General features: G+C 63.7%; 13 protein-coding genes and 2 tRNA genes. 8 read left to right on the forward strand and 7 right to left on the reverse strand.

The annotated features are described in order from the left end of the window. Positions 1-20 precede the first annotated feature (20 nt). Positions 21-2,117: a S8 family serine peptidase gene (locus E5Z01_RS06900; protein WP_135228702.1), complete on the reverse strand. Its 2,097-nt coding sequence runs from the start codon at positions 2,115-2,117 to the stop codon at positions 21-23. Positions 2,118-2,202: 85 nt separating this feature from the next. Between E5Z01_RS06900 and E5Z01_RS06905 the strand changes: the two genes are divergently transcribed. Further along, positions 2,203-2,733 (forward strand): metal-binding protein, encoded by a 531-nt coding sequence (locus tag E5Z01_RS06905; protein WP_167757809.1) that lies wholly within the window; start codon positions 2,203-2,205, stop codon positions 2,731-2,733. A 109-nt stretch (positions 2,734-2,842) separates the two neighbouring features. Here the strand turns inward: E5Z01_RS06905 and ffh are convergent, their stop codons facing one another. Continuing rightward, complete coding sequence (gene ffh / locus E5Z01_RS06910) at positions 2,843-4,195, reverse strand: signal recognition particle protein (protein ID WP_135228703.1); 1,353 nt, start codon at positions 4,193-4,195, stop codon at positions 2,843-2,845. A 101-nt stretch (positions 4,196-4,296) separates the two neighbouring features. Next, a complete protein-coding gene (locus tag E5Z01_RS06915) occupies positions 4,297-4,725 on the reverse strand; it encodes a DUF3592 domain-containing protein (protein ID WP_135228704.1) in 429 nt (142 codons plus the stop codon). Between the two features lie 191 nt (positions 4,726-4,916). Here E5Z01_RS06915 and E5Z01_RS06920 point away from each other — a divergent pair, with 191 nt between their 5' ends. The 5 genes from E5Z01_RS06920 (at position 4,917) to E5Z01_RS06940 (ending at position 8,499) form a co-directional block, all read left to right on the forward strand. Beyond that, the gene (locus tag E5Z01_RS06920) at positions 4,917-5,498 is read left to right on the forward strand and encodes a peroxidase-related enzyme (RefSeq protein WP_135228705.1); all 582 of its coding nucleotides are present in this window, start codon (positions 4,917-4,919) and stop codon (positions 5,496-5,498) included. Positions 5,499-5,549: 51 nt separating this feature from the next. Next, positions 5,550-6,662, forward strand: a complete 1,113-nt coding sequence (locus E5Z01_RS06925; RefSeq protein WP_135228706.1) for a deoxyguanosinetriphosphate triphosphohydrolase — start codon at positions 5,550-5,552, stop codon at positions 6,660-6,662. A 78-nt stretch (positions 6,663-6,740) separates the two neighbouring features. Continuing rightward, a tRNA-Ile gene (locus E5Z01_RS06930) sits at positions 6,741-6,817 on the forward strand. 168 nt (positions 6,818-6,985) lie between these two features. Further along, positions 6,986-7,879 carry a tyrosine-type recombinase/integrase gene (locus E5Z01_RS06935; RefSeq protein ID WP_135228707.1) on the forward strand — a complete coding sequence of 298 codons (894 nt, stop codon included), beginning with the start codon at positions 6,986-6,988 and terminating at the stop codon, positions 7,877-7,879. 2 nt (positions 7,880-7,881) lie between these two features. Beyond that, entirely contained in the window at positions 7,882-8,499 is a 618-nt protein-coding gene (locus E5Z01_RS06940; RefSeq protein WP_135228708.1) for a hypothetical protein, read from the forward strand. Here E5Z01_RS06940 and E5Z01_RS06945 read toward each other — a convergent pair. Together E5Z01_RS06945 and E5Z01_RS06950 are read right to left on the reverse strand one after the other, a co-directional pair. Further along, positions 8,474-9,049, reverse strand: coding sequence for a hypothetical protein (locus E5Z01_RS06945; RefSeq protein WP_135228709.1), 576 nt, complete (start codon positions 9,047-9,049; stop codon positions 8,474-8,476). The genes E5Z01_RS06940 and E5Z01_RS06945 overlap by 26 nt on opposite strands. A gap of 1,663 nt (positions 9,050-10,712) precedes the next feature. Then, positions 10,713-11,315, reverse strand: coding sequence for a PrsW family glutamic-type intramembrane protease (locus E5Z01_RS06950; protein WP_276321243.1), 603 nt, complete (start codon positions 11,313-11,315; stop codon positions 10,713-10,715). Positions 11,316-11,407: 92 nt separating this feature from the next. Between E5Z01_RS06950 and E5Z01_RS06955 the strand changes: the two genes are divergently transcribed. After that, positions 11,408-11,833, forward strand: a complete 426-nt coding sequence (locus tag E5Z01_RS06955) for a hypothetical protein (RefSeq protein WP_135228711.1) — start codon at positions 11,408-11,410, stop codon at positions 11,831-11,833. A gap of 1 nt (position 11,834) precedes the next feature. Here E5Z01_RS06955 and E5Z01_RS06960 read toward each other — a convergent pair whose 3' ends face one another. After that, positions 11,835-12,104 (reverse strand): hypothetical protein, encoded by a 270-nt coding sequence (locus E5Z01_RS06960; RefSeq protein WP_135228712.1) that lies wholly within the window; start codon positions 12,102-12,104, stop codon positions 11,835-11,837. Between the two features lie 215 nt (positions 12,105-12,319). On the opposite strand from E5Z01_RS06960, the gene E5Z01_RS06965 reads away from it, so the two are divergent. Next, positions 12,320-12,395, forward strand: a tRNA-OTHER gene (locus E5Z01_RS06965). A gap of 127 nt (positions 12,396-12,522) precedes the next feature. Here E5Z01_RS06965 and recD2 read toward each other — a convergent pair. Beyond that, positions 12,523-14,661, reverse strand: a complete 2,139-nt coding sequence (gene recD2 / locus E5Z01_RS06970; protein ID WP_135228713.1) for an SF1B family DNA helicase RecD2 — start codon at positions 14,659-14,661, stop codon at positions 12,523-12,525. Positions 14,662-14,733: the final 72 nt, after the last annotated feature.

A 14,733-nucleotide genomic window follows, 5' to 3' on the forward strand; every position in this document is an offset into this window, starting at 1 on the left:
AGGTTATCTGGGCGCTTCGTTCATTGCGGAACGAGTGAACCCACATTCACGGCAGGCAGCGAGGAACCCAGGGTCACCTGTTTGCTGGCGCGGGGTTCCTGCACCTCGCCGTAAATGCCGTTGCCGTCGTGGTCGCGTCCCCCGATCACCTGGTAGATGCCATCACCGACGTAAGCGGTGAACTGGCCCAGGGTGTTCAGGGCCGGCTGGAAGGTGCGGCCCTGGGCGTCCTGAAGACGCAGGCCCAGCATGTCGCTGACAGCGGGGGCGTTCAGGGCGGCGGCGGCATTGAGCATGCCGGCACCGAACAGGTCGTCCGATCCGGCAGCCCCCAGGTCGGTGGCGGTGCTTTTCATGCGGGCCAGGGTGGCCTCGGCCCCGGTCGTCACGCCCTTGCTGAGCAGCAGGGCCGCCAGGGCGCTGGCCTGCGGGGTGGCCTGGCTGGTGCCCGCCATGGCCTGGTAGGACGGCTCGTTTTTCTGGTAGTTCCAGGCGGTACTGAAGATGTCGTCCGGGAAAGGCTGGCCGTTCAGGGTGCCGCCGTTGAGGTGGCTGGCCCCCAGGGACGCGCCACCCGGCGCACTGAGTTCCACCTTGGGGTAGTGGTTGCTGTACCACGCTTTGACGGGGGCGCTGCCGCCGGACAGGGTGACGCTGCCGACCGCCACGGCGGCCGGGCAGGCGGCAGGGTAATAGGGCGTGGCGCTGCTGTCGTTGCCGGCGGCGGCGAAGGTCAGCACGCCCCTCTCGCGGGCCGCGGCGATGGCCTCGCACATGGGGGCCGCTTCCTCGCTGGTCAGGTCTGGCCCACCCAGGCTGAGGTTGATGACCTGGGCCGGGTGCGGGTTGGTCACCTGCGGCGGCTTGGGATTCTGCGCGGTGGGCGCGGGGAAGGGAACGGCCTGACCGGCGGCGTATTGCAGGGCCGTCGTGAGGGTGGCCACATCGGTGCCCTGGCTCCCCAGAACGCGCAGGGGCAGCACCTTGACGGGAGCGCGGTAGCTTGCGCCGACCACACCCGTGGGGCTGCACCCGGCGCAGATAGGCGCAGCATTCTGCCCCCAGTTGGCCGCGATGATGCCGGTGACGTGCGTACCGTGCGTGGCCCGATCCCCCAGGCTGTCGGGCGCGCCCGGGTCGGTGGGATCCGTGTCGCCGTCCACGAAGTCCAGCGCGCCTTCTTTGGGGCCATACAGCTTTCCGGCCAGGTCCGGGTGCTCGAAGCGCACGCCGCTGTCCAGCACCGCCACCGTGACCGGCCGGGTGTACTTGCCGGCTTCCATGTCGCGCCACACCGCCCGGTAGCCCATCAGCGTAAAGGCCCACTGCAAGGGGGCGTACTGGTCGGTGGGCAGCAGCGGGGCGGCCAGCGTCTGCCCGGTCATGGGTGCCTGGCCTGTTCCCGTGGAAAGAACGTGCAGGACGCGGTTGGGCACCGCCCGCTCGACGTTCGGGTCACGTCGCAGGGTGTCCAGGGCCTGGCGGGTGGCCGGCACGCTGAGCACCAGACTCTGACCCGTCAGGGCGCGTTTCTGCGGGCGCGTGACCCCCAGTTCCTGAAGGGTCGCGGCACTACGCCCGGCAGAGCTGGCCGGTGCGCTCTGCGCCTGGAGCCCGTCGCTGCTCAGCACCGCGTCCCGGAGGGTTCCCGAGCGGTACGTCACGATGATGCCGTTGGACTCGCCGGCTGCGCCCGAGTTCAGCGCCGGGGTGCCCAGCGTATCGGCGGCGCTCACGCTGGCCTGCTCCTGTACGCGGCCGCTCAGCGTGTACTGCGCAGCGCTCACCTTCACCAGCGCCGTACCGCTGGTCTGCCCGTCGGCGGCCGTCCATTCCACCTTGAAGGTGTCTGTCAGGGTGGGGCGGTCAGCCTGCAGCGGGGTCACGGCGTTGCGATCCGCCGTCACGGTCAACGCCACCGCGCCCGAGCCGGTCTCGCGGTTCACGCTCAGCCACAGTGGCACGCCGGTCACGCGCCAGGTTCCACCAAAGGACTGGGTCACGGTGGTGGACGTGGCCTGCCCCAGGTCGACCGTCATATCGTTCAACTTCACCGGAGCGGGCGAGCAGGACATCAGCAGGGCCGTCAGGCCGCCTAAGGCAAGGGCACGTTTCATTCCTTCACAGGATGCCGCACCGAGGCTGACGAATCGTGAATGCCGCACCGAAGCAGAGACCTTGCAGGCGGCTATGATGGCGGGAATGCCGAGTGGACGCGTTCACAACCTCATCAACATCGCGGCGTACTCGGTGCTGGCAGCGGGCGTGCTGTACGCCACCCGCACGAACCTGCTGGTGGTCACGCAAGTCCAGACGTTGAACTTCACGCTGGGGTTCATGGCCGGCACCTTCCTGCTTTCCCCGGACCTGGACCTTTCCGAGGGCCGGGTGGACAGCAAACGCCACTGGGGCCTGCTGGGCTTCCTGTGGGTGCCCTACGGCATGATCTTCAGCCACCGGGGCCTCAGCCACACCTGGATTCTGGGGCCACTGACGCGCATTGCTTACCTGGCTGTGGTCATCGCGCTGATCGTGGGCCTGCTGCGCACCTTCGCGCCGGACGTGCAGTTGCCGCGCGTTCCGCACCCCATCAGCGTGAAGTTTCTGCTGCCCCTGATCCTGGGGTATTACCTCAGCCAGTGGCTGCACCTGATCGCCGACGGCGTGAGGCCCGACCACGGCGTCAGAAGAACCAGCAAAAAGGTCAGGGACTTCGCCAGGGCCAGGCGTTGAGGGCAAACAGGAAAAGACTAAAAAAATGTTGATGGCGCTGGAAGAGACATGCCACGCGCTCAAAAAAGGGGCCAGTGGCGCTGACCACTGACCCCTCCCCTCTTACTCCTTACTTTTTCATGGCGCTGGGCGGCAGATTGGGCATTTTGGGCGGTTTCATGCCGCGCATGCCTTTGCCGCCGCCGCTGGACATGCGTCCGAGCATTTTCATCATCTCCTTCATCTGCTCGTGCATTTTCAGGAGTTTGTTGATGTCCTGCACGTCCACGCCGCTGCCGGAGGCGATGCGCTTGCGGCGGCGCCCATCGATGATCTTGGGGTTGCGGCGTTCCCCCACGGTCATGCTGGAGATCATGGCGTCGATGCGCTGAAGCTGCTTCTCGTCGATGTTGAAGCCCTCGGGCAGCGCGCGGCTCATGCCCGGAATCAGTTTCATCAGGTCGCCCAGCGGCCCCATCTTGCGAATCTGCCGCAGCTGGTTGAGCAGGTCTTCCAGGTCGAAGTCGCCGGGTTTCTTGGCCTCCATGGCCTTCATGTCGGCTTCCTGCACGCGCTCGATCAGGCCCAGCACGTCGCCCATGCCCAGAATGCGCCCGGCCACCCGATCCGGGTGGAACTGATCCAGGCCGGTCATCTTCTCGCTGGTGCCGGCGAAGTAGATGGGCTTGCCGGTGACGCTGCGCGCGGAGAGGGCCGCGCCGCCACGGGCGTCCCCGTCCATCTTGGTGATGACCAGGCCCGAAACCTGCACGCGCTGGTCGAAGGTCTGCGCGACGTTCAGGGCCTCCTGACCGGTCATGGCGTCGATCACCAGCAGGGTCTCGGTGGGGTGCAGCTCGGTTTGCAGCGCCGCGAGCTGATCCATCAGCGCCTCGTCGATCTGGAGTCGGCCGGCGGTGTCCACGATCACCAGGTCGCGGTAATCGGTTTTCAGGTACTCGTCGAGGCGGCGTTTGGTTTCGGCGGGCGTTTCGCCGTCATTCACTTTCAGCACCGGCACGCCCACCTGCTTGCCCAGCACTTCGAGCTGGTCGCGGGCGGCGGGGCGCTGGGTGTCGGCGGCGACCAGCAGCACGCGCCGGCCTTTCTTCTTGTAGTGCGCGGCCAGTTTACCCGTGCTGGTGGTTTTCCCGGCGCCCTGGAGGCCCACCATGAACCACACGTTCCCCTGCGTTTTCAGCTCGGGCTGCGCGGTTTTGCCGCCCAGCGTGTCCACCAGTTCGTCGTGCACCAGTTTCACGACGGTCTGCCCGGCGTTCAGCGACCCCATCACGTCCTGCCCCACGGCCTGCTCACTGACTTTTGCCACGAAGTCCTTGGCGACGTTGAAGTTCACGTCCGCTTCCAGCAGCGCCATGCGAATCTCGCGCATGGACGCCTTCACCTGCGCTTCCGTCAATTTCGACTCGCGCCCCACGCGGTCGAGAATGTCCTGCAACTTGTTACCGAGCGACTCAAACATGCGAAAAAGGCTATCACGGGCTGCCTGACAGGACTGGAACGTGGCTCGGTTAAACCCATGACTGGCCCCGATTCATTACGTTGCCCTGTCTGGCCCTGAAATCAACGCCTCGGCGTCTTCCACTGGCGAATGAATAATACGATGAACCAGACCCAACTGAGTGCGGCCACAACTGGACCTAGGACTTGCACGAAGGGGAACTGGGAGTAAGCAATGACATGATCGGGATTGGCCCGGTCGTAACGAATGGGAATCCAGTCGCCCACCACCAAAAATTTCGTTCTTGAACACAGACCACTATCGAAACTTGACTTCCTGTTGATGACCGTCAAACTTATCCGCTCGTCGTGATACTCTTGCCCGCCAACCTTGTAGACGTAGTGGATGGCACAGTCACCCTGCCCCGTGTAGAGGCCCACCACCTTCGCCGTGGCTTTCTGCGCGTTTTGAATGGAGAAATACTCTTCCTTTTCAGCCTGGCCCACGCTCACGAAGAAAAACACGAAAAGCGTAATGAACAAAACAATCATGAACCTCGCAGCCACAGTAAATCCCTTTTAAAGCAATGCCCTGACGGGGCTGTAGGAATATGGAAGGATGCACATACCCATCCAGAATAGCGTTCCAACAGCGGTTGGAAATGCGGAAATGCAAGGGGCACCTGTAAACCAACGCGCCTTAACCCCATGAAGTGCGCGTTGAATTCCACGTATGCTGACGCATGCCCACAACCGAAGACCAGCGGATTTCCTACCTGCCCGTGCCGACCGAAGACACTGCCCATGAGGGCGTGAAGAAACTGTGGGCGAAGGCCCAGGCAAACATGGGCTTCGTGCCCAACGTGTTCCGGGCGCAGTCGCTGAACGGCGAGCAGTTCCTGGCGTGGTGGAATTACTTCAATCTGCTGGTGAACAAGGAGGGCTTCCTGAGCAATGCCGAGCGCGAGTTGCTGGCGGTGGTGGTCAGCGGCCTGAACAGGTGCAATTACTGCGCGGTCAGTCACGGCGCGGCCCTGCGGCACTTCACCGGGGATACCGTGAAGGCCGATTCCGTGGCGGTCAACTGGCGGCACGCGCACCTGACCGCGCCTGAGCAGGCGTTATGCGCTTACGCGGAGAAACTGACCCTCTTTCCTGCCAAGATGGTGGAAGCTGACCTGCAACCGCTCAGGAACGCCGGTTTTTCGGACGAGCAGATCATGGAGGCCGTGCAGGTGATTGGGATGTTCAACATGACCAACCGCGTGAGCAGCGCCCTGGGCTTCGTCCCGAACGCCGAGTATCACGCGCAGGGCCGCAAGTAAACGAACGTTCATCCTCAGGCGGCCCGGCCTCCAGACCTGCGAACATGAGGCATGTTGACCCGCGCTGACCTGGAAGCCAGGGAGGAACACTTCCTCGCCCCCTACGCCACGCGCAGCGCCCAGGCCAGGCGCATCTACCTGGAAGGGGAAGCCGAGACCCGCACCGCTTTCCAGAAAGACCGCGACCGGGTGCTGCACACCACCGCTTTCCGGCGCCTGGAAGCGAAAACGCAGGTGTTTCTGAACCCGCAGGGTGACCACTACCGCACGCGGCTGACGCACACGCTGGAGGTGCAGCAGGTGGCACGCTCGGTGGCGCTGACGCTGGGGCTCAACGAGACACTGGCGGAAACCATGGCGCTGGCGCACGACCTGGGCCACCCGCCTTTCGGTCACGCCGGCGAACGCCTGCTCGACACCTTGATGGCCGGCGAGGGCGGCTTCAACCACAACGTGCAGTCGCGCCGCATCGTGACGCATCTGGAAGACCGTTACCCGAATTTTCCGGGCCTCAACCTGACGCTTGCTACGCTGGACGGCCTGAACAAGCACAACCGCGCCGGCCTGGGGCAACCCAGCCTGGAAGCGCAGGTGGTGGACGCCGCCGACGCCCTGGCCTACACCGCGCACGACCTCGACGACGGGCTTCGCAGCGGCCTGATGACCGCCGAGCAGTTGAGCGACCTGCCGCTGTGGACGGAATTGCGGGTCAGGACGGGCATCACGTCCACTGCGCTCACCTCACAGCAGCGGCGCACGCTGCACCGCGAGCTGCTGGGCTGGCTGATCACGGATCTCACCGAAACCACCGCGCAGCATCTTCAGGAAAGCGGCGTTCAGTCGCCGGAAGAGATTCGGCAGCATCCACACAAACTCGTGGCGTACAGCCCCGCCATGCGCGTGCTGCTGACCGAAACGGGCCACTTCCTGCGCCAGAACCTGTACCGGCACTGGCAGGTGGAAATGCAGGTCGAGCAGGCCGACCGTGTGCTGAAAACGCTGTTCGGCACCTTCACGCGCCGCCCCGGCCTGCTGCCGCCGCGCCCACAGGCCCGCATCGACGTGGATGGCCTTCCCCGCGCCGTGTGTGACCACATCGCCGGCATGACCGACCGCTACGCGCTGGACATTTACGCCCGCCTCGTGCCCCCGCTGGGCCGATGAGACCGGGAGTTGACAGTCTGTGCGGTGCCTGTTAGATTAACTCCCGCTGCTCAAGCGGCCAGCCAGGACACAGAGAACGCGAGTGTAGCTCAGCTGGTTAGAGCGCACGCCTGATAAGCGTGAGGTCCCCAGTTCAAGTCTGGGCATTCGCACCAAACGGAATCCGTACTCGATTGAGTGCGGATTTTCTGTTTCTTTTGAACTGGGACTCGAACTCTCATAAAGGCTGTTTTCGTACCAAAGCGTGAGGTCATTGGAGCTGAATTGTGTGGTTCCAGCGGCCCGAAGCGTGAGGTCACACAGCCTTGTGGAAGGAGTCGAGTATGAACTTCACCCTTGGGCACCACATTCAGGACTTTCTGGGGTACGGCCGCCAGAAGGGGCACAGCCGGAACACCCTGGTGGCGTACAGGAATGCGCTGCGGGCTTTCGAGCAGTTCGCGCACGCCCACAAGGTCACGACCGTCGAGGGGGTCACCAGGGCGCTGCTGCGCGAGTACGCCGAGCACCTGAGCGAGACCATGAAGCCTGGCGGGGCACACGCCCGGCTCCGCCCCCTGAAGACGTTCTTTACCTGGCTGGAAGCGGAGGAGGTTATTCAGAAGTCCCCCATGACCCGCGTGGCGATGCCGAAGCTGCCCAGGAAAATCCTGCCCGCTGTGGGAACCGATGACATGCAGTGCCTGCTGGCCGCTGCCCAGCTGTCGAAGAACCCCCTGCGCGATAGGGCGATTCTGGCTGTGCTGTTCGACACCGGAGTCAGGGCCTCAGAACTCTGCGGCCTGGGCCTGGCCGATATTCAACCTGGCGGGCGGCTGGAGGTTCAGGCCGCAAAAGGCGGACGCAGCCGTATCGTCCCTATTTCCCGCGTGGGGATGCGCCACCTCACCCGGTACATTCAGTCGGAGCGGCCCCAGTCACGCCTGGACACCCTGTTCCTGACCACGCCGCAAGCAGGCATGACGCGTTTCACCGTCGGGCAGCTTCTGGAGCGCCTCTGTCATGCGGCGAACATTCAGCAGTACAGCGCCCACTGCTTTCGGCGGGGGTTTGCCGTGAATTACCTGCGGAACGAAGGGGACGTGTTCACGTTGCAGCGCATCATGGGCCACGCCACGCTGGAGATGACGAACCGGTACGCCGTTCTGGTGACCGAAGACCTGAAAGACGTTCATCGGCGGGCCAGCCCCCTCAGCACGCTCAGTAAGGGGCGATGAGTATGCCGAAGAAAGGTGCGGCCGATGAAGCAACCTTGGGTGGAGCGCGTGGCAGCGTCGAAAGCCAGGAAGGACAGGGCGCGACGCCAGGGGAAAGCCAGTTTCTGAAAGCCACGGAGGCCCGCACTGAACGAATGCGCTGGGTCACCCTGGGGCTGAGCCGGAACCTGAACCAGATTCGCTGGGCCTGGGAACGCCCCGTCAAGGCGTATGACCACGTCTCCGTGCCGATGCAGCAGGTCATGACCTTGCTGGCCCTGGTGACCCTCTTCCCCATCGAGGAAATGGTGTATGACCTGGCGGACGACGAGCAGTGCACCCGCAAGATTCCCGCCTGGGTCGGGCCAGACCTGAACTTGAGCAACCCCGGCGGCTTCCTGGCGAACCTGCCCCAGTGGCGGCGGGCGGTGGCCCTCAGCAAGGTCGAGGTGTACCTGGAACCCAGGGGACGCCACATCGCCGGGCTGCGGGCCTGGCTGCCTCCATACGACGGCACTCCGGCCTGGAAGATGGAACTGGACGCGCCGCGCCTGGCAGATATCGTCCACTGCCTGATGGAGATTCTGCCCGCCTGGGGCCTGCCACCTCTCCGCGTCAAGTTTCCACCCACGCCCCAGTGATCTCAAAGTTCTGAAGGTCATCTCTGAACTCCTGGTAGTCACAGTCTCGGCTGCCAGGAGTCACCGTAATGGTGGGTCGCCAGAATCGGGTTGGCACGGTGTACAGGTGCTGGAGCTGGTCATTCTCGATGACCGCCAGCGCCAGGTAATCGGTGTCCCGCTGGTAATCCTTGCTATAGACCTTTGACGCCTGGTAGGACGTTCGGAGTGGGGGCAGACGGAACTGGTAGCTGGGCACAGCGATGTGCGCGGATGGGCGGCGCAACCCGACTTTCACGTCTACCCTTAAACCGTTCACCAGCAGGTCGTAAGGGGCTTTGCTCGCGGTCTCAGTGACGTTCAGTCCCTCGCGGCGCATGAATTCTGCGACCAGTTGCTCTCCCAGAGCGCCTTTGTTGTTGCTGAGGCAGTTGCTGCCGAGCCGAAACTCCTTTCGGCGGCGTTTCACTGTGGCGCGGCTGATGCTGAACATGGCTGCCAGTTCGGCGTCTTTCAGGCCAGCCGCGTGGGCAGCCATAAAAGCAGTCGGGTCTACGTGTTTCTGGTACATGGTGGAACCTCCAAATGGAAAAGAAGTCCGCCCAGCAGGAACTGGGCGGTCAAGAAGCGGTAAACCGATTGTTAAAAAGGAGAGTTATTGGTCAGGGCAAATCCGAGGGCTGCTTAAGGCAGTGCTTCAAACTGACGGAGTGTGTTTTCAGCCTCTTGCTCACTTCTGGCGTAGACACGCGTTTTGCCGCCACCCCAGGCAGCACTGAGTGGTACAGAGAAGGACTGGAGGTCGCTCAGATCAGGTGAGGAGTGCAGGTCTGCCAACACCCGCTTGGTATGAGTGCCGTCCAGGGGCGCAAACGGCGAGAGGCCCAGCAGGGGATGAACAGAGTGGTCAACGCCCTTCCAGGCGTGCAGGTGGGGTGCACGGCGCTTCACCTTTCGAGTGCGGGTCTTAAGGACAGAGTTAAACTTCTTCATGTGTTGCTGTTCTCTGGGTGTCATTGCCTTGTATAACCCCAAAGCTGCCAGGCAACCGTGTGGCACTGCCCCGAACAGGGTATACAGCTCGGCAGCGAGAGTGACGGTGGCGTGCCGGTGATGTGGGTTGTGGGTACTTTTCCGGTACTCCGGTGTGGCGATGTGTTGAATCGGGTTGACCCAACGTGGGTCGCGTAAGGGTGGGATATGGAAAGCCACGATGACCTTGGGGCGCTCAGGGTCGCCCAGCGGAAATCTCGTCTGTCTTCCCCGATGGAGCATCTGCAACAACTCAGTATCACGTAGGTGTTTGGCAAGGTCTTTGTGTCTTGCCGAGTCGTGAGGGGCAAGTGCAGCCAGAAGATGATGCTCAAACAGCCGAGGCCGATTTGGTGCGTGCAGAGCCACCACATGCCGACCACTGTATTTATTAACCCCGCGACCTGCGTACCAATATGCCCAGGAGACAGCCTCAGTGCTCAGGTGTGGTGCGTGGAGTCTGAGCGCCTGAGCATGCGCGGGCCAGCCCAGCACACTCGACCGTTCCGCAATAACGTGGCCTGGACTGGTGACGCCGTGACGAGTTCGACGGTGAAGTAGATGTTTCGCCAACTCGTTTTTGTCCCCTTCACTGTGTGGGGAATCATGATGCCGGTTCTTGGCGTTGAGGGCTGTCCAGGTATATAGACGCCCTCGGCTTCGCACATCGTTTCGTTCTCACGTTCCTGCTCCACGATGCAGATTCCGACCCCGCCTGTACCGGTCAAATTTAAGGTGTAGTCAGCGGGGGCAATGACGGCGTTGCATGATGTCAAGAACGCAATGCCGGTGGTGATTCCGAGTATCCAGCGTTTCGCTTGTTTCATACTTTTTCCCTGGGTCGTTTACCAGCCCAGCTTGGGGCGCGACATGATGCACTCGTAGCTGGCTGTGGTGTCGTAGCCACTTCCTGAAGTAGCGCGGCGGCAGGATTCGGCTTTCCAACCGGCGGCCCCAGCTTGTTCATCTCTTCCTCAAACGAGGAATCGCTCGGTGAAACGGTCTGGTACGCGTACTTGGGGGTGCGGAAGAGCTGCGAAGCCAACAGCAGCAGGAGCAACAGGTTAGTCAGCATGAGGACGCGTGGCAGCCACACGCGCAATTCGTCGGTGTCCCTGGGCTGTGACCGGGCAGCAGGTTGGGCCTGGGGAGCGTTCAGGGTCGCGGGCGGTTTCGGGGGTGGGACTTGTGCGGTGGGAACTTCATGTCGTCCGGTCATGGGTGTTCTCCTTGATGGGTGATGAAGGGGCGTCGATGTCCGCGAGGCCAGCCGAGATGCCTGCGGGGGCAGGGAGGCGACTCGCCGCGGGCAGTCGGGTGATGGTCTCCGTGATGTGCTCCGCGCTGCGGAGATACGCGACGAACATCAAGATGGCGACGGCCCCCATCCCGATCCCCAGCCAGTTCCCGGCCAGAAAGTCGTAGAGGCCGTGGATAACAGCGGCGGTGCCCACCCCCAGCAGCAGCAGCGCTGTACGGCGTTGTGGGGCCAGCAGGCTCAGGCCCAGGTAATACCCGGCGATGCCGCTGAACACGCAGTGCAAAAACGGCAGGGTGATGAGGCGCAGAAATTCAAGCACCACATAGTTGCCGCTCCCGACCACGCCGTAGGTCATGCCCAAGGTGTTCGTGTAGTGGATGGAGTACGCCACGGCTTCTGCGACACCGAAGGCCAGGCCGCTCAGCCCGGCGTAGAAGGCCGCTTCGCGGGGCGTGCTGATTTCCCGGAGTTTCACGGCCAGCCAGAAGAGAGGCAGAAGTTTCACTGCTTCTTCCAGCAGGCCCACGCCAGCCACGTACCCCACCAGGCGGGCGGGACTGAATGACCACCCTGATGTTGTTCGGCGGTAAATTTCAGGTAATGTGCCGTTGAAACATGAAGACCCTCCTCATCTCTATGACCCTTCTGACCATATCTGTCGCCTCTGCTGCCGAAGTCACCTTCGCTGCTGGCTACCCCCTCAGCCAGTTGTCGTACCGCCAGGGTGACCTACGATTCAGTGCGAACTACGCGCACTTTGGGAGCGAAGGGATGGGCTTCGGCCTTGGACTAGCTTACCTGAAGGCCATGCCCATGACGGGCGAACCAAACCTTCAGCCGTACCTGGGCCTTGGTCTGGACGCCCTCATGATGCCGACCATGGGCACGGATGTCGCCGCCCTGACCATTGGTGTTTACCCACATGCCCTGGTGGGCTTGAAGGTTCCCACCAGTGAACGGGTGAACCTCTTCGGGGAAGGTCACGCTGGGTATCTGTTGCCACTGGGTGGAACAGGCAACTTCAGCGTGGGAGCGCGAATTGGTGTGGGTTACAGCTTCTGACCTACTGAGGCTGCCAGTCCCTGGGCCGTGAAGCTATAGCCAATTCTGGGAACTGGGATTCCAGTGCTGTGCGGCGCTCCTGATGACGCTGGAAGAACTTCTCCAGCTCTTCCTGGCCGGGTTCGTCCTGTAAGTCCACACTGGGACTCATCAGGTGGCTCATGGCGTTCAGGTTGGTCAGGACTTGCAGGTACGCCAGGCCCACACCGGCAGGCACACCGGTTTCGGCGAGGCGGGCGCGGATGGCCTCAACATCAAAGAATTGCATCATGGGAGTTCCTCCAAAATGGAAAATCCCCCGGCCCACTGAGGGGAACCGGGGGACGCGAAGGGCGAATTGGCCTATGGGCTTGATGCACTCGTGGGGTCAGTGCAAGAAGTTTGCGGTCATGGAAATTGTGCTGTACGATGGTCAGTGTTCGGGTTCTGTCAGAAGAGGCATGCGATGGCCGACGCACACAAAATCAGAAAACGCCGTGCAGGACAGCGAAAGACTGGTTAGAGCGCGTCCACGCAGCTGATAAGCGTGAGGTCCCCAGTTCAAGTCTGGGCATTCGCACCACCAAGACGACAAAAACCCCCGGTTTCAATGCCGGGGGTTCGTCTATGTATCTGGGATGTGCACCTTGACCCTGCTTTATGCAGGGCAGTTCAGGTCGGGGCCTTCTTCACCTCGACCTGAGCGCCCCCTACCGGTGGCGAATGCGTTCCAGCAGGGCGGTGTTGCGCGTTTCGCGCTGGCGGCTGGCGGCGATCTGCCAGGAGGACGCCGATCCGGCGGCGTAGAAGCCCTCGCGGGCGCGAGTAAGGGCGGTGTACACCAGGTTGCGCGACAGCATGGGCATGTGCGCCTCATGCAGCACGCCCAGCACCACCGGCCACTCGCTGCCCTGGGCGCGGTGAACCGTGAGAGCGTAGCCGAGTTGCAGGTTGAACAGTTCGGCGCCCGCGAGTTCCACGACATTGCCGTCGAAGTCCACCGTGAGGCGACTTCCCTCGGCTTTCAGGACGGTGCCCAGCGTGCCGTTGAAGATCTCGTTGGTGTAGTCGTTCTTCGTTTGCACCACGGTGTCCCCGGGCCGCGCTTCGCCCTCGGCAATGCGAATGCCGCCCTCGCCAGGGTTGAAAAGGCTCTGGAGGTGGTGGTTGAGCATGTCCATGCCTAGCGGCCCCTTGCGCATGGGGGTCAGCACCTGCACGCGGGTGGGGCCGCCCAGTTCGCGCACCATCAGGGCCACGCGCCGCGCGCCGCCGTCACTGTCGGTCTGGGTGAGGTTCAGCCGCGGGTCGCCCCACTGCGGGGCCTGGCCGTGCAGCAGCCCGTGCGCGGCGCGGATAATGGGGTTCTCGGCGGCCTGGCGATACACCTGCGTGAGCCGCACGGTGGGGGCGGCCTGGGCCAGCGCCAGCAGCGGCAAGCCGGCGTCCACCGGGGGCAACTGATCCGTGTCGCCCACCAGCAGGATGCGTGCGCCGGGCGGCACCGCGCTCAGCAGCGAGAGCATCAGGGCGTCGCCCATCATGCTGACCTCATCGACAATAAGAAGGTCGTAGGGGGCCGGTTCCAGGTGGTTGTGCCGGAACCCGGCGGGGCCGTAGCCCAGCAGGCGGTGAACGGTGCTGGCGCTGCGCCCGGTGACTTCGCCCAGGCGGCGGGCGGCCTTGCCGGTGGGGGCACACAGGCCCACTTCCAGGCCCAGCCGCTCGGCCAGGTCGGCCACCGCGCGGGTGGTGGTGCTTTTGCCGGTGCCGGGGCCGCCGGTCAGCACCACCAGGCGGTGGTCGGCAAGCAGATCAAGCACGCTGGCCTGCTCGTCCGAGAGGCCCCGCGCCGCGCCGGCCGGCACAGTCCACTCTTCACCGGCAGGGGGTGTGGCCATCAGGGTGCGGATGATCTGCGCCAGCTTCTTCTCGGCTTTCAGCACGTGCGGCAGGTAAATGCGCCCGCTGGCCCCCTCGTCGCCGGCCTCCTGCCCGAACAGCGGGGACTCATCGTCCGAAAGCCGCCCGAGTTCCACGGCGGTGTCCACCGCCAGTCTGGCCTGCCCGGCGGAGACGCGGGTGTAGTGCATGACGCCCTTCTCGGCGCGTTCCCGCGGGAGGTAACTGTGTCCGGCCTGCGTGCCCGCCAGTTGCAGGGCGTACACGGCGGCGGCAGTCAGGCGGCGCGGGTCGTCCAGCGGAAGGCCCTGCGCCTGCCAGAGTTTGTCGGCGGTCTGAAAACCGATCCCCTCGACTTCCGTGAGGGCGAACAGGTCGGCCTCCAGGCGTTCCAGCGCCGTTTCCCCGAAGTGCTTCACGGCCCGCTGCGCCTGGCTAATGCTGAGGCCCAGCCCCTGGAGGCCCGCCAGCAGGCGGCGTTCCAGGCCCTGCTGCCCCCAGCTCTGCACCATCTTGTGCAGGGTGGTTCCAGTGACGCCCGGCACTTGCAGCAGCTTGTCGGGCTCGGTTTCCAGCACGTCGAAGGTGGCGCTGCCGAAGGTGCGGGCAATGCGCCCCGCCAGCACCTTGCCCACCCCCCCCACGCGGGCTTCGAGGTAGGCGGCCACGCCCGCCTCGGTGAGGTCGCTGGGGGTGGCTTCCAGCACCATATTCAGCACGCGGTACTGGTAGCCGTACTCGCGGTGCTCCTCCATGACCACCTCGGCGCTGAAGGTGTCGCCGGCCTCCACGGGCGGCATCACACCGATCACGGTGGCGTCGGGGTCTTCACCCTCCTCGTTTTTCAGGCGGGCGGTCATCACGGTAAAGCCCGAATCCGATCGGAAGCGCACCTTGTTCACGCCCCCTGACACGCGGTAGGTGGGGGGAGCAGGCGCGGGTGACATGCCCTCCAGAATACCTCACCTGGGCCGTAATGTGCCGCCTTCATTCTGATGCCGCTGAACTGAGACAGGAAG

The sequence above is a fragment of the Deinococcus fonticola genome, assembly GCF_004634215.1.
Classification (GTDB): Bacteria; Deinococcota; Deinococci; order Deinococcales; family Deinococcaceae; genus Deinococcus; species Deinococcus fonticola.